The sequence below is a fragment of the Kribbella solani genome, from assembly GCF_014205295.1.
Taxonomy (GTDB): Bacteria; Actinomycetota; Actinomycetes; order Propionibacteriales; family Kribbellaceae; genus Kribbella; species Kribbella solani.
In genome coordinates, this window is record NZ_JACHNF010000001.1 from 2,198,864 (window position 1) to 2,213,673 (window position 14,810).

Below are 14,810 nucleotides of genomic sequence, written 5' to 3' on the forward strand. Positions count from 1 at the left end.
TGTTGGAGGTCCGGGGGCTCAGCGGAGGTTTGCCTTGTAGACGGCGGGCATCGGGCCGCGGCGGGTTGTGCCTGCGCTTGTCGCGGCTGGGGCGGTGCTGGTGGTGGCTGGGGCGGGGCTGGTGGTGGCCGGGGCATCGTCGGTGGCGGCGTTGTCGGTGGCGCCGAGGAGGCGTCTGGTGAGGGCGTCGCGGGATGACAGGAGTTCAGCGACGGCCGCGCGTAGGTGTTCCGCGCCGGGCGTCTCGTCCGCTTGAGCCGCAAGCAGAACGGTCCTCCGCACCAACTCCTTCATGAACGAAGCAGTAGTGCCCTCCGTCAGTGCCACGATCTCCTCGACGACCCCGTCGTCCAACGTCAACGCGGGCCCGTACAGCTCCAGCAACCGCGCCCGACCAGCCCCATCCGGCAACGGCACCTCAACAGCCATGTCCACCCGCCCCGGCCGCTGCATCAGCGCCGGCTCCAGGAGATCAGCCCGGTTCGTGGTCAACAGGAACGCGACATCCGCATCCTGCGCCAGCCCGTCCATCTCGTTCAGCACTTGGAACAGCAGCGGGTTGTCCATCCCATGCGAGAAGTCCCGCGCCTCCGCGACCAGGTCACAGTCCTCCAGTACGACCAGCGCCGGCTGCAGCATCCGCGCCAGCGCACACGCGGACGAGATGAAATGAATACTCGACCCCGCCAGCAGTACGACGGTGACCTCGGGCATCCGCGACAGCAAATACCGCACGGTGTGCGTCTTCCCGGTACCAGGCGGCCCGTACAGCAGCACGCCCCGCCGCAGGTGCTGCCCGGCCGCCAGCAACCGCTCGCGATGCTCGGCGATCCCGACGACCTCCCGCTCGATCCGATCGAGCACACCATCCGGGAGTACGACATCAGCCCGCGTAATACCGGGCCGCGGGTGCAACTTGAACGGCCCCGCGCCCTGCCCGAACTCATGCCCCTCGAACGACACGACCTTCCCGCGGAACACGTTGTGCGCGCGGATCAACTCCGGCAGCGCGGCCAGGAACCGCTCGCCGGCTGACCGCTCGGCCGCAAGCACCTCGAGCTCGACGTTTCCCCGCCCGTACTGCTCGTTCGGCGCCCGGAGCAGTACGACCAGCCGATCGCCGTCCCGTACGCCGAGGTAGAACCCGAACGCGACGCAGTCCATCTCCTCGTCGATGTCGATCTGCATCCGCCGGTAGTCGACCGGCCCGATCCCGAACCGGTCGTACTCGGCCAGCTCCAGCAGCTCACCGAGCGAGTGGTGATCCCGGTTCGTCCCGGCCAGGCCGACCAGGTCGTACGAGTCGAAGCACGCTTCCAGTGCCCGTTGTACGTTGGGCAGGTCGTACGCCGGGTGCGCCGACGACACCACCGGCACCTGATCGGGCTCCACGCCGAGATGCTCACGCAACCGGTCCAGCAGGCTCTCCCGGCGCGCCCGCGGCTCCCCCGCCGCCCGCATCCGCTCCAGGAACCCCGTGAACAACCGCGCGAACTCGTCAACGTCATCCGGCATGGCAGCCGCACTCCTCTCGAAGCCCGGCCATCCGAAGGATTTCGCGAAGCCGGACAGAACTCACAGCATGCCAGCTCCCACGTTCACTGACGCCCTCTTCTTCATCCGCCCGCTTGAATGCGAAGGCCAGGCCAGCGCGACCACCGCGAGAGCAAACGAGCCGAACGACGCCCAGGACCGCACCAGGTTGAAGCTGTTCCACCGACCCTCGAACGCGGCCCGATCCCCATCGCTCGCCAGCGCTTCGTTCAGCGGCACATTCACCGACGCCGTCACCACGATGACCCCGACCAGGTAGACCACCGCCGCGACCGCGAACAACCACCCCGCGGGCGGCCGCCGGCGCATCAGCACCGCGGCCAGTACGGCAAGCACCGGCGGCGCCGCGAAGACCACCATGAACAACGGCGTCCGCACTTCCTCGTTGATCCGCTGAAACGCCGCCACATACACGTCATCCGAGGTCCGTGCCAGGCCGCGCGTGACGGAATCCGCGTAGGTGTAGAAGAACCCGGCCGAGAGTCCCGTCACCAGGACGGCGGCGGCTCCGGCGATACGCGACCACATAGGCGCCTCCCTAATCGAACTAGCTGGTTCCTTTTCAGGTGTTATATCGTACCCACGGGTTCGAATACAAGGAGGATCAGGTGCCCGGTACGCGACGTGGCCGGCCGAGTGCCGACGAGTCCGCCCGGCGGCGGGCGATCGTCCAGGACGCGGGGCGGGCGGTGCTCGAGGAGCGTGGATACGCGGCGACGACGATGCAGGAGATCGCGGCGCGGGCCGGGGTTTCGAAGGAGTCGCTCTACTCGTGGTTCGGCAGCAAGCAGCAGTTGTTCGCCGACATCGTCACGGCTGAGGGCAAGCAGACCGTGGAGCGGCTGAACCAGGCCCGCGCCGACGGACCGCCAACTGCCGAGTTGTTGCAGACCTTCGCCCGCGCGCTGCTCGAGTTACTGTGCGGTCCTTGGTCGGTGACGGTCAATCGGGCCGGGATGGCGTCGCCGGAGCTTGCAGAGGTGGTGCTCACGCACGGCAGGTATGCGGTTGGGCCGGTGATCGAGGAACTGCTGGCGGATCTGCACGCCGCGCGAATCCTCGACCTGCCTGACCCGGCAGCTGCGTTTACCGAGCTCTTTGGGTTGGTGGTGCGGGACAGCCAGATCCGGGTACTGCTGGGTGAACCGGCACCGGCGGTGCGGGCGTTGCGCAGGCAGGCCGATGATGGTGTGCGGATGTTCAGTCAGTTGCACGCGCCGGGCTGACGTTACCGGGTGGGCTATCCGGAGGGTCCTCCGCAATGCCGGATAGGATCGGGGCATGACAGCTTCCGAGTCCACCGATCGTCCGTACGGCGCTTTTCCGGTCCGGATCGGTTTGCAGGTTCAGCCCCAGCACGCTCAGTACGCGGATATCCGGCGAACCGTCGCCGCGGCCGAGGAGCTGGGTGTCGACGTCGCGTTCAACTGGGATCACTTCTATCCGCTGAGCGGTGCGGCCGACGGGCTGCACTTCGAGTGCTGGACCATGCTGGCGGCCTGGGCCGAGGCCACCGAGCGGGTCGAGATCGGCGCCCTGGTCACCTGCAACTCCTATCGGAACCCCGATCTGCTCGCCGACATGGCGCGGACGGTCGACCACATCAGCGACGGCCGGCTGATCTTCAGCATCGGGGCCGGCTGGTTCGAGCGCGACTACGACGAGTACGGGTACGAGTTCGGCACCGCCGGCCGCCGGCTGGACGCGCTCGGCGAGGCACTGCCGCGGATCGAGCAGCGCTGGACCAAGCTCAACCCACCGCCGACCCGCGACATCCCGGTACTGATCGGTGGTGGCGGCGAGAAGAAGACGCTCCGCCTGGTCGCCCAGCACGCGAACATCTGGCACGGTTTCGGCGACGCGGAAACGATCGCGCACAAGCACGCCGTACTGGACGAGCACTGCAAGGCGATCGGCCGCGACCCGGGCGAGATCGAGCGCTCCGCCGGCGTCGGCGACAAGTCCCCCGAAGTCATCGGCAAGGGCCTGCTGGACGTCGGCACCCGCCTCTTCACGGTGTCCTCGTCCGGCCCCGACTACGACCTCGGCCTGCTCCGCGAGTGGATCACCTGGCGCGACGAGATCAACTCCAAGTAACACCTCCACCCCGTACCCCCCACCCCTCCGCCCCGAGCCATTTCAGGGGTGAACCTCGCCGGTTGCCCGTTCATACCCCGCATGCGCGGGGTGAACGGGCAGGTTCAGAGGTGAACCTCTCAAATGGTTCGCCGGGTGGACAGCTAGGATTTCGGGCATGTCTACGTTGCCTGGGAATGGTTCGGTGCGGGCTATCACTCGGTGGGGTGAAGATGTCATGCATCGGCTCAATCAGCCCGTCACCGACTTCGGTGCCGAGTTGCAGACGCTGGTCGCGGACATGGTTGCCACGATGAACGCCGCCGAGGGTGTCGGCCTGGCCGCGAACCAGGTCGGCGTGGATCTGCAGCTGTTCGTGTTCGACTGCCCGGACAAGGAGGGCAATCGCGTACAGGGCGTGGTGTGCAATCCGGTGCTCGAGTTGCCGGAGGGCAAGGACCGGAACCTGGACGAGGGCGACGAGGGCTGCCTGTCCTTGCCGGGCGCGTTCACCAAGTGCGCCCGGCCGGACTACGCGAAGGTCACCGGGGTCGACCAGCACGGTGCACCGGTGACGTACGAGGGGAACGGCCTGCTGGCGCGCTGCCTGCAGCACGAGACCGATCACACGCAGGGGATGGTGTTCGGCGACCGGCTGTCGCGGAAGTACCGCAAGCGGCTGTTCGCGGAGGCCGAGGAGTTCGCGCCCGACTACCCGTCCGACTGGCCGGTGACCCCGATGGTCGACCACGACCACGAGGAAACCCCCGCCACCTGAGGCCGTTCCACCTGAGGCCGTTCCACCTGGCGCCCGCCCCCTGACGCCGTTCCACCTGGAGCGCGGCCGGCTGGGGCCGTTCGACGGTTACCAGCGGGCGGCGGGGAGGTCGGCGAGGATCTTGTCGACGGTCTGGGCCGGGGTCTGGCCGGTGGTGTCCAGCCACAGGCCCCGGCGCGGGATCTTGGCGAGCTCGGCTTGCAGCGCGCGGACCCCGTCGGCCAGCGAAGCGCCTTGTTCCTGCCAGTCGCGGTACGAGTTCGCGCCGCCGCGGCCGATCTCACGTTCCACGATCGACGCCACTGACGGCGTCAGCACGACCAGGTACGGCTCGACGCCGCGCAACCGCTCGAACCAGCGCTCGACGTCCGCGCCGAGGATGATGTCGCTGCAGACGAAGTCGAATCCGGCGTCGGCGTAGTGCTGCGCGACCATCGCGGTCGAGTCGTACCGCAAGGCGAGCTGCCGCAGCGCCTCCGGTGACGGGTCCGGCGTCATGTCGGCGGCGCCCGCGACCACCCCGCGGTAGAACACGTCGCCGTCGAGCGTGGCCGCCGGTGGCCCGAGCCGCTCGGCCAGCATCGGCGCGATCGTGGACTTCCCGGCGGCCTGCATACCGGTGACAAGAACTACTTTCCGCATGCGGCCTATTGGATCAGTGTCGTCCAGTGATTTACGGACGCGTCGCGTAGAAGGCGACGGCTGCCGACGACGCCACGTTCAGGGAGTCGACGCCGCCGGACATCGGGATCTGTACGGTCAGGTCTGCCTGGTTGAGGACGTTCGGTTTCAGGCCGTGGCCTTCGGTACCGAAGATCAGTACGAGCTTCTCGTCCTTCCGGGCGGACAGTTCGTCGAGGGTGATCGAGTCGTCGGTGAGCGCCATCGCGGCCGCGACGTACCCGTTGTCCTGCAGGTGCCGCAGGTCGCCGGGCCAGCTGTGCAGGCGCGTCCACGGGACCTGGAAGACCGTACCCATCGAGACCTTGATCGACCGGCGGTACAGCGGGTCCGCGCAGGTCGGGGTCACCAGGACGAGGTCGACGCCGAGCGCGGCCGCGGCCCGGAACCCGGCGCCGACGTTGGTGTGGTCAACGATCTCGTCGAAGATCGCGATCCGGCGGACGTCCGGTGTCAGCAGGTCGGTCAACGGGACCGGCGCCCGGCGTTTGTACGAGGCGAGCGCGCCGCGGTGGACGTGGAAACCGGTCACCTGCTCGGCCAGTTCCTCGGACACCACGTACACCGGTTTGTCCGGCCAGTGCGCGATGACGTCCTGCAACGAGTCCAGCCAGCGCGGCGCGAGCAGGAACGACCGCGGCTCGAACCCGGCGGCCGCGGCCCGGCGAATCACTTTGTCGCCCTCGGCAATGAACAGCCCATGCTCTTCCTCGAGCAACCGCCGCAGACTCACCTCCCGCAACCGCACATAGTCCGCCAGCCGCGGATCAGCGGCACCATCAACCGAAACCACCGTCACGCCGGTCCCCGCTTCCCCACACCGGCCGACCCCGACTCACCCGCACCAGCCGACCCCGGCTCCCCCGAACCCGCCACGCCCGACCCCGATTCCCCCGCCCTAGCCGACCCTGGCTCCCCCGAGCCCGCCGCGTCAGCGGCCGGTTCGGTTGCCTCGCGGGCGACGTCGACGACGTTGCCGATGACAACGATTGCCGGGGCGCCGACGCCTGCCTCGGTCATCGCCTCGGCGATCCCGGCGAGGTCCGACGTCACCATCCGCTGGCCGGGAAGGGTACCGTCGGCAATTGCCGCGGCGGGTGTGTCCGCCGGCCTTCCGGCCTCGATCAAGCGGGCCGCGATCGCCGGCAGGTTCTGCACCGCCATCAGCAACACCAGCGTCCCGTGCAACTGCGCCAGCGCGTCCCAGTTGATCAGCGAATCCGGATGCGACGGCGGAATATGCCCCGACACCACCGTGAACTCATGCGTCACCCCGCGATGCGTGACCGGAATCCCCGACACCGCCGGCACCGAGATCGAGCTGGTGATCCCCGGCACCACGGTCCACGGCACACCCGCCGCCGCGCACGCCAGCGCCTCCTCGAACCCGCGCCCGAACACGTACGGGTCCCCGCCCTTCAACCGGACGACGACCTTCCCCTCGCGACCGCGCTCGACCAGGATCCGGTTGATTTCCTCCTGCTGCGCCGCCCGCCCGCGCGGCAACTTCGCCGCGTCGTACAGCTCGACGTCCGGATGCAGCTCGTCCAGCAACTGCTGCGGCGCCAGCCGGTCCGCCACCACCACATCCGCTTCGGCCAACAGCCTCCGCCCGCGCACCGTGATCAGATCCGGATCACCAGGCCCGCCACCGACCAAGTACACGCCCGGTCGCCGGTCCACGTCCCGCGCCGCGAGCTCACCGATCCGCAGCCCTTCAAGAATCGCGTCGCGTACGGCCGCCGACCGCCGGTGGTCACCACCGCCGAGTACGCCGATCGTGACGTTGTCGTGCTGACCCGAAGCCGGCGTCCACGCGGTCGCACGGGACCGATCGTCGGACCGTACGCAGAAGATCCGCCGTTCTTCGGCCTCCGCCGAGACCTGGTCGTTCACGTCAGCGTCGTCGGTCGCGACCACCACGTACCAGGCCCCGTCGAGATCACCGGTCTGGTACCCGCGCTCGATCCACGTCAGCGAAGAGGTGCCGAGCAGGCCCTCGATCGTCGGCGTGATCGACGGCGAGATCAGGTCGATCCGGGCGCCCGCCTCCAGCAATCGCGGCAGCCGCCGCTGCGCGACCCCGCCGCCGCCGACGACGACCACGCGCCGCCCGTCGAGTACGAGGCCGGACAGGTACTGGTGCGTCACGAACTGATCCCCGCGTCCTCGAAGGTGGCCATCTCCGCGAGTGCACGTACCGCGCACGACAGGATCGGGTACGCGAGCACCGCGCCCGTACCCTCGCCGAGCCGCAGGTCGAGATCCACCAGCGGCTGCAGGCCGAGCGTCTTCAGCGCGACCGCGTGACCCGGCTCGGCCGAGCGGTGTCCGGCGACGCAGTAGTCGACCGCGGCCGGGTGCAGCGCCTGCGCGACGAGCGCGGCCGCGCCGGCGATCACGCCGTCGAGGATCACCGGGACCTGGTTGGCGGCGGCGCCGAGGATGTACCCGGCAAGCGCGGCGTGTTCGAGGCCGCCGTACGCCTGCAGGGCCTTGAGTGGTTCGGTCGGCGGCACGGCGTGGCGTACGAGAGCGGCTTCGACGATCGCGGTCTTGTGGGCCAGCGTGGCGTCGTCGATGCCGGTGCCGCGGCCGGTCACCACAGCGGCGGTGGCGCCGGTGAACGTGGCGATCAGGGCGGCCGAGGCGGTCGTGTTCGCGATGCCCATGTCGCCGGTGAGCAGGCAGCGGTACCCGTCGCGGACCAGGCTCTCGGCCAGCTCGAACCCGACCGCGACGGCGGCGCGGACCTCGTCCTCGGTCAGGGCCTCGGTCTGGGACAGGTCGCGGGTGCCGGGGCGTACGTTGGCGTGCACGATGTCGAGTTGGTCGACCGGGGTCGCGACGCCGACGTCCACCACGCGTACGTCGACGCCGTTGTTCTTCGCGAACGCGTTCACGGCGGCGCCACCGGCGGCGAAGTTCGCCAGCATCGCGGCGGTCACTTCCTGCGGCCAGGGCGAGACGTTCTGGGCGTGGACGCCGTGGTCGGCCGCGAAAACGGTCACCACCGCCGGGGCGGGTACGGCGGGCGGGCAGGTGCCGGTCATCCCGGCCACCCGGACGGACAGTTCTTCGAGTACGCCGAGCGAACCGGCCGGTTTGGTGAGCGCGGCCTGCCGCTCCTCGGCGGCCCGCATCGCCGCCGGATCCGCGGGGCGGATCCGCTCCAGGTACTCCTCCACCAGGTCCTCCACTCGCCTACGCCGGCTCATCGCACTCACCCCGCGGTCTCTCGCGGTTCTCGGATCGATCTTCGCATCTCTTCCGCCCGGCCCCGGGACAGCCCAGCGGTCCGTGGACAGTAATGTCGGACTCACCACACGTCACTCGCCGTTGGAGGGCTCACAGATGTCGCTCGATCGACCCGTCGCACCCGATCCGTACACGCTGCTCCCGAAGGCCGGTGCGTTCACGGTCACCAGCACCGATGTCACCGACGGGCAGCCGCTGGCGGACGCGCATGCCTTCGCGGGCGGGAACACGTCGCCGCAGCTCAGCTGGTCCGGGTTCCCGGCGGAGACGAAGGGTTTCGTGGTCACCTGCTTCGACCCGGATGCGCCGGTCGTGTCCGGGTTCTGGCACTGGGTGCTGGTCAACCTCCCGGCGACCGTCACGGAGCTACCGACAGGCGCCGGCGGCACGGATCGGCCCGACAACGGCGGTTTCCACGTCCGCAACGACTTCGGTACGAAGAACTACGGCGGCGCCGCGCCACCCGCGGGCGACCAGGTTCACCGGTACTACTTCGTCGTCCACGCGATCGACGTCGAGGCACTGGACGTGGACGCGGACGCCACCCCCGCGGTCGTCTCCTTCAACCTCGCCTTCCACACCCTGGCCCGCGCGATCCTGACCCCCACCTACCAGGTCACCGAGTAGCCCGAGGCCCCTGATACTCCTCAGCCCAGCGAGTGATCTGATACGCCGCACTGTCCACGGCCGGCGGACCACCGCTGAGCTCCGTCGACGACTGCTTGGGTGAGAAGTGCAGCCGATCGACAACGCCCGAGTACCGGTGGATCTCCAGGACGACGACACCGGGCGGCCTGTAGTCAAAGCGCGCCGACTTCACCGCCGCCCGCGGGATGCGCCTGGTGCCGACGACATCCCGGAAGATCAGCTCCTCGTCGGTCAACCGGAGCTCGACGCGCAGTATCGCGACGAGGAGGAACAGGGCGACGAGGATCGTCGGCCAGTACTCGGGCAGGATCGCGGTCGTCACGATCGCCGCCACCAGCGGAACCACCGCCAAGGCTCGGGTCACTCGGCCGGCGCGCCAGTGGTGGGGGTCAGAGGGCGGCGACATAGACCCATTCGCCGGCTTCGCGGGTGAAGGTGCTGTTTTCGTGCTGGATGCCGGTGGTGTAGTGGGCGTTGAACTCGACTGTGCCTTCGGTGTGGAAGGCGCTGCCGCCGGTTGTGCCGAGGATCTCCAGGCCGGTCCAGATCCGGTTCGGGAAGTCGATCCGCGCGGGGCGGGTCGTACGCGACCAGGTCTTCTGCAGGTATGCCGCGTCATGCCGTACGAAGGCGCTGTACCGCGACCGCATCAACTCCTCCGCGGTCGCCGCCGTCACCACACCCCGATGAAGCCGCCCACAGCACACGTCGTACGAGACACCACGCCCGCAGGGACAGGTTGGAAGAGCAGCCATGGCGTCGATTGTCCCTGATCCCGGATTCAGAGGGTGGTGCCGGTGACCATGTACAGGCCGATTGCGATGGCTAGTACGGAGAGGGTGGCGCCGGTTATCGCGAGGGGTTTGGCGGGGCGGCGGCCGGTTAGGGCGATGACGGCGAGAGCTATGCCGGGGAGGGCGAAGGGGAACGGGGCGTACTGGCGGAAGCCGGTCATGTCCGCGGGGACGAAGGGCGCGACGAGAGCGGCGAAGCCGAGAAGGAGTGCGAGGGCGGCGAATATCCCGGAACCGACGCGCTCCTGGGCCGCCGGCACCACCGCCCACTGCAAACCAGCCTGCGGCTGCGCATAATCAGGCCAAAGATGCTGCGGCGCCCCGTACTCGGCCGCACTGTGCTGATGCGGCGGGTACCGCGGCGCGCCGGGCTGGGGTTTCGCGGGCCACGGGGCGGGGTGATTGGGATCGGGTTCTGGTTGCGTCATGCCTTCTCCACGCTTGAGTTCGCCAACTGCCCGTCACCACCCACGGACACCAACAACCACCCAGACGCGCCAACCCCAAGCCCGGTTCCCCCACACAACCCCAAGGGCGCTGGCGGGCGGGGGTCAGGCGGACGCCAGCGTGGGTGTCACGGCGGCGGTGTCGCGTTTGAGGGCGGCCAGGACGTCCAGTTCGCGGTTGATTTCGCGGCGCTTGTCTTCCAGGCGCTGGACCTGTTGCGCGAGGAGCACTTCCAGTTCGCCGGTACGCTCCTCGGCCGGCGCTTCCAGGCACGGGAGCAGTTCACCGATCGTCACGGTACCCAGCCCGGCCGCCAGCAGGTGCTGGATCATCACGACGCGCTCGATCATCGTCGCGTCGAAGTCCCGCCACCCGCCCGGCGTACGTCCGGAGCGGATCAGGCCCTGTTCTTCGTAGTACCGCAACGACCTGGTACTGACACCGCTCGCCGCCGCGAGCTCACCGATGCGCATGCTGCCTCCCAGCGCCAAGTCTTGCACCTGACACCAATGTGAAGTTGCACAGTCTGAGGGTCGGGCTTCCATCGAAAGGACCCTCATGCACTGGCTCTACCTCGCCGTCGCCGTCGGCTTCGAGATCGCGGTCGCGATCTCGGCCGGCAAGGCGAACGGTTTCACCCACCGTGGCTGGACGATCACGACGCTCGTCACCGGCGCGCTCGGTACGTACGCGCTCAGCCGCGCCCTCCTGACCTTCCCGATCGGCACCGGGTACGCCCTGTGGACCTCGCTGGCCGGCGTGGGCATCACGCTCCTCGGCGCCCTCGTCTTCCACCAGCAGCTCAGCTGGCGCAAGGCCGTGGGCATCGCCCTGGTCATCACCGGCGTCGTCGGCCTCCAACTCTCCAGCTGACCCACCCGAAGGACCCACCCATGAACACAAAACCCTCCCCCACCACCCCCGACCACCCAACCAACCAATCCGCCACCCACCCCGCCACGACACCCACCGACCCCGCCGGCGCCACACCCACCAGCCCCCGCGCCAGCCGTTCTCAGGGCTGGCCGATGCTCCTGCTGGCCGGTGGGTTCGAGATCGGGTACGCGCTCTCCGTCGGCGGCAGCCACGCGTTCACCGTCTGGCAATGGTCGATCACGGCTGCCGTGTTCTTCCTGCTCACCCTCTGGGCCCTGAGTCTCGCCCTCCGGACCATCGACGTCGGCCTCGGGTACGCGGTTTGGGCGGGCACCGGCGCCGCCGGCACCGCCCTGCTCGGCCCCGTCTTCTTCCCGGAGTCCCTCACCCTGCCCAAGGCCCTGTGGCTGACCGTCATCATCACCGGCGTCGTCACCCTGAAGCTCGCCGACCGCCCGAAGGTCAGTCCTTGATACCCGATTGGGTGACGCCCTGGATCAGATAGCGCTGGAGGAAGGCGAAGATCAGCACCAGCGGCAGGATCGAGACCGCGACCGCCATGAAGAGCTCGTGGATATTGATGGTCTGCGCCGTGATGAAGGTGGACATCGCCACCTGGATGGTCCAGGACGACGAGTCCTGCCCGATCACCAGCGGCCAGAGGAACGAGTTCCAGTTGCCGATGAAGGTGATCGCGGCCAGCGCGGCGAAGAACGGCAGCGAGTTGGGTACGACGATCCGCCAGAACACGCCGAAGTACCCGGCGCCGTCCACCCGCGCCGCCTCCTCCAGCTCCTTGGGGAACCCGAGGAAGTACTGCCGGAACAGGAACGCCGCGAACCCGCTGAACAGGGTCGGGATGATCAGCCCGCGCAGCGACGAAACCCAGCCGAGCGACGACACCACGATGAACGAAGGGATGAACGTGACCGCGCCGGGAATCATCAGCGTGGCGACGATCGCGTAGAAGATCTTGTCCGCGTGCTTGTACGGGATGCGCGCCAGCCCGTACCCGGCCATCGATGCCAGCAGCAACTGTCCGGCCGTACCGAGAATGCCGACGACGGCGGAGTTGTACAGCGCCCGCGCCATCGGTACCTGGGTGTCGCTGAACAGCTCCTTGATGTTCCCCCATTGCAGGTGCGACGGGAACAGCGTCCACGACGGCGCGGTGATGTCGCCTTCGGTGGACAGCGCGTTGCGCAGGATCAGGTAGAACGGCAGCAGGAACAGCACCACCGCGACGAACAGCGCGATCCAGCGCAGCACCATCCCGACCCGGCCGAGCGGGCTGCGGCTGAACCCGATCGGCTGCGGGGTTCCGCTGGTACGTTCGCGGTTCCGTCCGGCTTTGACCGCCATCAGTCGCCCGCCTTTCCGAAGCCGAACAACCGGCTCTGCAGCAGTGTCACGATCATGATGATGGCTGCCAGGATCAGCGCGCCGGCCGAGCCGTGGCCGAGGTCCTGGATCTGGCCGAGCGAGATCCCGTACAGGTAGACCAGCGGCGGCCGCGCGTAGTTGACGTTGCCGATCAGGTTGTAGAACTCGTCGAACGCCTGGTACGCCGCGATCAGGTTGAGGATCAGTACGGCCACCGAGGTCGCCCGAAGTTGCGGCAACGTGATGTACCGGAACACCTGCCAACCGGGCTTCGCCCCGTCCACGTACGCGGCCTCGTACAGCGTCGGCGAGATCCGCTGCAGGCCCGCGATGAACAGGATCATGTAGAACCCGAGCTGCAGCCACAACCGGACGGTGATCAGCGGAATCCAGTACCAGGGTGGGCTGACCGTCGACAGCCAGGCGATGTTGTCGACGCCGAACCAGCCGAGCACCGTGTTCGCGAGACCGAACCGGACGCCGTTGAAGATCGACAGTTTCCAGATCAGCGACGCGACCACGTACGAGCACGCGGTCGGCAGGAAGAACACCGACCGGAAGAAGGCCCGCGCGATCTTGACCTGGTTCACCAGCAACGCCAGCAGCAGCGAGAGCGCGAACGTCAGCGGCACGATGAACACCGCGAAGATCGTGAACGTGCCCAGGCTGGAGAGAAAGTTGCGGTCGGTGAGCATGTCGACGTAGTTCTGCAGCCCGACGAACTTCGACGGCGTGACCGTGTTGTACGCCTCGAAGAAGCTGAGGATCAGGCTCCAGATGATCGGCAGGTAGGAGAAGACCAGCAGGCCGATCACGAACGGGCCGACGAACACCCAGAACCACAACGCGTTCCCGGCGATGCCCTGCTTCCGCCGCCGCGAACCGCGCCGCGTACCGGTCCCGGCGGGTTCGGTACGGGTCTTGGCCGGTGCGCTCATCCGAACAACCGGGAGAGCTCGGCGTTGACGGTCTTCTCGGCGTTGGCGATCTCGGCGGCGGGGTCGGCTCCCTTCTTGACGATGTTCGTCAGCATGTCGTTGTACGCGGTGTTCATCTTCGGCGTCCAGGCTGGGTCGTCGGTGTGCCCGTAGTCGGCGGTCAGCTTGACCGTATCGGCCGCGACCCCGCTCTGCAGCTTCGACGCCTTGGCCGCGAGGCTCTTCCGCGGCGGGATGTGGAAGCCGTAGTTCAGCGCCCAGTCCTCCTGGAAGTCCTGCTTGTCGAGCCACAGCCACTTGACGAACTTCTTCGCCGCGTCGATGTTCGGGCTCTTGGCCGAAACGAACTGGGTCCAGCCGCCGGAGTACACGGCCGGTTTGCCTTGCGCGTCAAGCTTCGGGAACGGGATCACCCCCAGATCATCGCCCAAAGCCTTCTGCATTCCCGGCACCGCCCACATACCGATCCACTGCATCGCGACCAGACCCTGGTTCAGCGCGCTCGGATCGGTCCAGTCGGTCGGCGAGCCGAGCAGGATGCTCTTGTCCGCGTACAGCTGGTGCAGCTTGCCGAAGGCCTGGGCCGCGCGCGGCGTACCGAAGCCCGGCTTGTGGTCCGCGGTCAGCCGGTCCCCGCCGGACGACCACAGCGCCGGCCCACCCATCGCCAGGCCGGCGTCGTTGCCGACGAAGATGCCCTTCACCTTGTTGGTGGTGAGTTCCTTGGCCGCGGCGATCAGGTCGTCGAGCGTCTCCGGCGGCTTGATGCCGGCCTTGTCCAGCAGCGACTTGCGGTAGTAGATCACTTGCGGGTCGACGATCATCCGGATGCCGTAGATCTTGCCGTCGACGGTATTGGTGGCCAGGTCGCCCGGCTGGAAGTCGTCCTTGACGTCGGCCATGATGTCGTCCAGCGCGACCACCTGGTTGCTCTTCACCATGCCGATGTTCAGCTGGCTCTCGAAGACGTCCGGGCCCTTGCTGGAGAGCAGTCCGGAGGAGAGCTTGGCGCCGTAGTCGCCGGGCGTCCACTGCACGGTGACATTCGCATCGGTGTACGCCTTGGCGTACTTGAGCGCCGCCTGCTGCGTACCGGTCTCACCGTACTGGTGGTACCACTGCGACAGGTTCACCTTGTCGCCGCCGCTGCCACCACCGGACGAGGGGCGGCCGGTGTTGCCGCCACAGGCCGCGGTGAACGCGGCCAGCGCGGCCAGGCCGCCGGTCCGCTTCAGCAGGTCGCGCCGGGTGAGTCCGGCGTTCGGAACATGAGCAGGCATGAGTTTCCACCTTCCCGGGGGCACACGGGGTAGGGCAGGTCAATCGTTGTAGAAGTGCCAGCACCATGGCGCAAAAGCGCGCCCGGCGCAAGACCGG

At 68.2% G+C, this 14,810-nt stretch carries 19 protein-coding genes; 6 read left to right on the forward strand and 13 right to left on the reverse strand.

Annotated elements, in window-relative coordinates:
* Positions 1-18 precede the first annotated feature (18 nt).
* Together HDA44_RS09815 and HDA44_RS09820 are read right to left on the reverse strand one after the other, a co-directional pair.
* The gene (locus HDA44_RS09815; protein WP_184833127.1) at positions 19-1,515 is read right to left on the reverse strand and encodes an AAA family ATPase; all 1,497 of its coding nucleotides are present in this window, start codon (positions 1,513-1,515) and stop codon (positions 19-21) included.
* Between the two features lie 60 nt (positions 1,516-1,575).
* Positions 1,576-2,082: an anthrone oxygenase family protein gene (locus HDA44_RS09820; RefSeq protein ID WP_184833129.1), complete on the reverse strand. Its 507-nt coding sequence runs from the start codon at positions 2,080-2,082 to the stop codon at positions 1,576-1,578.
* A gap of 80 nt (positions 2,083-2,162) precedes the next feature.
* On the opposite strand from HDA44_RS09820, the gene HDA44_RS09825 reads away from it, so the two are divergent.
* The 3 genes from HDA44_RS09825 to def all read left to right on the forward strand — a co-directional run bounded on the left by HDA44_RS09825 (position 2,163) and on the right by def (position 4,408).
* On the forward strand, positions 2,163-2,780 hold the full coding sequence (locus HDA44_RS09825; RefSeq protein ID WP_202887291.1) for a TetR family transcriptional regulator: 618 nt from the start codon (positions 2,163-2,165) through the stop codon (positions 2,778-2,780).
* 55 nt (positions 2,781-2,835) lie between these two features.
* The gene (locus tag HDA44_RS09830; protein ID WP_184833130.1) at positions 2,836-3,651 is read left to right on the forward strand and encodes an LLM class F420-dependent oxidoreductase; all 816 of its coding nucleotides are present in this window, start codon (positions 2,836-2,838) and stop codon (positions 3,649-3,651) included.
* Between the two features lie 157 nt (positions 3,652-3,808).
* Positions 3,809-4,408: a peptide deformylase gene (gene def / locus HDA44_RS09835; RefSeq protein WP_184833132.1), complete on the forward strand. Its 600-nt coding sequence runs from the start codon at positions 3,809-3,811 to the stop codon at positions 4,406-4,408.
* A gap of 87 nt (positions 4,409-4,495) precedes the next feature.
* Here def and HDA44_RS09840 read toward each other — a convergent pair whose 3' ends face one another.
* Genes HDA44_RS09840 through cobT form a run of 4 tightly spaced genes read right to left on the reverse strand, consistent with a single transcriptional unit; the run spans position 4,496 to position 8,307 of the window.
* On the reverse strand, positions 4,496-5,050 hold the full coding sequence (locus tag HDA44_RS09840; RefSeq protein WP_184833135.1) for an AAA family ATPase: 555 nt from the start codon (positions 5,048-5,050) through the stop codon (positions 4,496-4,498).
* A 31-nt stretch (positions 5,051-5,081) separates the two neighbouring features.
* Entirely contained in the window at positions 5,082-5,888 is an 807-nt protein-coding gene (locus tag HDA44_RS09845; protein WP_184833137.1) for an RNA methyltransferase, read from the reverse strand.
* Complete coding sequence (gene cobA, locus HDA44_RS09850) at positions 5,885-7,240, reverse strand: uroporphyrinogen-III C-methyltransferase (protein WP_184833139.1); 1,356 nt, start codon at positions 7,238-7,240, stop codon at positions 5,885-5,887. Before cobA ends, HDA44_RS09845 begins: the two co-directional genes overlap by 4 nt.
* Positions 7,237-8,307: a nicotinate-nucleotide--dimethylbenzimidazole phosphoribosyltransferase gene (cobT, locus tag HDA44_RS09855; protein ID WP_184833141.1), complete on the reverse strand. Its 1,071-nt coding sequence runs from the start codon at positions 8,305-8,307 to the stop codon at positions 7,237-7,239. Before cobT ends, cobA begins: the two co-directional genes overlap by 4 nt.
* Before the next feature lie 136 nt (positions 8,308-8,443).
* Here cobT and HDA44_RS09860 point away from each other — a divergent pair, with 136 nt between their 5' ends.
* Positions 8,444-8,974, forward strand: a complete 531-nt coding sequence (locus HDA44_RS09860) for a YbhB/YbcL family Raf kinase inhibitor-like protein (RefSeq protein WP_184833143.1) — start codon at positions 8,444-8,446, stop codon at positions 8,972-8,974.
* On the opposite strand, the gene HDA44_RS09865 is transcribed toward HDA44_RS09860, so the two are convergent.
* The 4 genes from HDA44_RS09865 to HDA44_RS09880 all read right to left on the reverse strand — a co-directional run bounded on the left by HDA44_RS09865 (position 8,964) and on the right by HDA44_RS09880 (position 10,709).
* Positions 8,964-9,329 carry a PH domain-containing protein gene (locus HDA44_RS09865; RefSeq protein ID WP_184833145.1) on the reverse strand — a complete coding sequence of 122 codons (366 nt, stop codon included), beginning with the start codon at positions 9,327-9,329 and terminating at the stop codon, positions 8,964-8,966. The two genes, HDA44_RS09860 and HDA44_RS09865, sit on opposite strands and share 11 nt — an antisense overlap.
* Before the next feature lie 55 nt (positions 9,330-9,384).
* Positions 9,385-9,750, reverse strand: a complete 366-nt coding sequence (locus tag HDA44_RS09870; RefSeq protein ID WP_184833147.1) for a YchJ family protein — start codon at positions 9,748-9,750, stop codon at positions 9,385-9,387.
* A 26-nt stretch (positions 9,751-9,776) separates the two neighbouring features.
* On the reverse strand, positions 9,777-10,217 hold the full coding sequence (locus HDA44_RS09875) for a hypothetical protein (RefSeq protein ID WP_184833148.1): 441 nt from the start codon (positions 10,215-10,217) through the stop codon (positions 9,777-9,779).
* 123 nt (positions 10,218-10,340) lie between these two features.
* On the reverse strand, positions 10,341-10,709 hold the full coding sequence (locus HDA44_RS09880) for a MerR family transcriptional regulator (RefSeq protein ID WP_184833149.1): 369 nt from the start codon (positions 10,707-10,709) through the stop codon (positions 10,341-10,343).
* A gap of 85 nt (positions 10,710-10,794) precedes the next feature.
* On the opposite strand from HDA44_RS09880, the gene HDA44_RS09885 reads away from it, so the two are divergent.
* A complete protein-coding gene (locus tag HDA44_RS09885) occupies positions 10,795-11,109 on the forward strand; it encodes a DMT family transporter (RefSeq protein WP_184833150.1) in 315 nt (104 codons plus the stop codon).
* A gap of 20 nt (positions 11,110-11,129) precedes the next feature.
* Positions 11,130-11,585, forward strand: a complete 456-nt coding sequence (locus tag HDA44_RS09890; protein ID WP_184833151.1) for a DMT family transporter — start codon at positions 11,130-11,132, stop codon at positions 11,583-11,585.
* Here HDA44_RS09890 and HDA44_RS09895 read toward each other — a convergent pair.
* The 3 genes from HDA44_RS09895 to HDA44_RS09905 are packed head-to-tail and all read right to left on the reverse strand — an operon-like array spanning position 11,575 to position 14,713.
* Positions 11,575-12,474: a carbohydrate ABC transporter permease gene (locus HDA44_RS09895; RefSeq protein ID WP_184833152.1), complete on the reverse strand. Its 900-nt coding sequence runs from the start codon at positions 12,472-12,474 to the stop codon at positions 11,575-11,577. The two genes, HDA44_RS09890 and HDA44_RS09895, sit on opposite strands and share 11 nt — an antisense overlap.
* Positions 12,474-13,433: a carbohydrate ABC transporter permease gene (locus HDA44_RS09900; protein WP_184833153.1), complete on the reverse strand. Its 960-nt coding sequence runs from the start codon at positions 13,431-13,433 to the stop codon at positions 12,474-12,476. The genes HDA44_RS09895 and HDA44_RS09900 overlap by 1 nt, the downstream gene beginning before the upstream one ends.
* Positions 13,430-14,713 (reverse strand): ABC transporter substrate-binding protein, encoded by a 1,284-nt coding sequence (locus tag HDA44_RS09905; RefSeq protein WP_184833154.1) that lies wholly within the window; start codon positions 14,711-14,713, stop codon positions 13,430-13,432. Before HDA44_RS09905 ends, HDA44_RS09900 begins: the two co-directional genes overlap by 4 nt.
* Positions 14,714-14,810: the final 97 nt, after the last annotated feature.

What these genes read in the sequence shown, in the direction of transcription:
- HDA44_RS09895 (WP_184833152.1), bottom strand. Translation starts at nt 12,474, where the DNA reads ATGGCGGTCAAAGCCGGACGGAACCGCGAACGTACCAGCGGAACCCCG.
- HDA44_RS09860 (WP_184833143.1), top strand. Translation starts at nt 8,444, where the DNA reads ATGTCGCTCGATCGACCCGTCGCACCCGATCCGTACACGCTGCTCCCG.
- def (WP_184833132.1), top strand. Translation starts at nt 3,809, where the DNA reads ATGTCTACGTTGCCTGGGAATGGTTCGGTGCGGGCTATCACTCGGTGG.
- HDA44_RS09820 (WP_184833129.1), bottom strand. Translation starts at nt 2,082, where the DNA reads ATGTGGTCGCGTATCGCCGGAGCCGCCGCCGTCCTGGTGACGGGACTC.
- HDA44_RS09905 (WP_184833154.1), bottom strand. Translation starts at nt 14,713, where the DNA reads ATGCCTGCTCATGTTCCGAACGCCGGACTCACCCGGCGCGACCTGCTG.
- HDA44_RS09830 (WP_184833130.1), top strand. Translation starts at nt 2,836, where the DNA reads ATGACAGCTTCCGAGTCCACCGATCGTCCGTACGGCGCTTTTCCGGTC.
- HDA44_RS09815 (WP_184833127.1), bottom strand. Translation starts at nt 1,515, where the DNA reads ATGCCGGATGACGTTGACGAGTTCGCGCGGTTGTTCACGGGGTTCCTG.
- cobT (WP_184833141.1), bottom strand. Translation starts at nt 8,307, where the DNA reads ATGAGCCGGCGTAGGCGAGTGGAGGACCTGGTGGAGGAGTACCTGGAG.
- HDA44_RS09890 (WP_184833151.1), top strand. Translation starts at nt 11,130, where the DNA reads ATGAACACAAAACCCTCCCCCACCACCCCCGACCACCCAACCAACCAA.
- HDA44_RS09885 (WP_184833150.1), top strand. Translation starts at nt 10,795, where the DNA reads ATGCACTGGCTCTACCTCGCCGTCGCCGTCGGCTTCGAGATCGCGGTC.
- HDA44_RS09875 (WP_184833148.1), bottom strand. Translation starts at nt 10,217, where the DNA reads ATGACGCAACCAGAACCCGATCCCAATCACCCCGCCCCGTGGCCCGCG.
- HDA44_RS09840 (WP_184833135.1), bottom strand. Translation starts at nt 5,050, where the DNA reads ATGCGGAAAGTAGTTCTTGTCACCGGTATGCAGGCCGCCGGGAAGTCC.
- HDA44_RS09900 (WP_184833153.1), bottom strand. Translation starts at nt 13,433, where the DNA reads ATGAGCGCACCGGCCAAGACCCGTACCGAACCCGCCGGGACCGGTACG.
- HDA44_RS09880 (WP_184833149.1), bottom strand. Translation starts at nt 10,709, where the DNA reads ATGCGCATCGGTGAGCTCGCGGCGGCGAGCGGTGTCAGTACCAGGTCG.
- HDA44_RS09870 (WP_184833147.1), bottom strand. Translation starts at nt 9,750, where the DNA reads ATGGCTGCTCTTCCAACCTGTCCCTGCGGGCGTGGTGTCTCGTACGAC.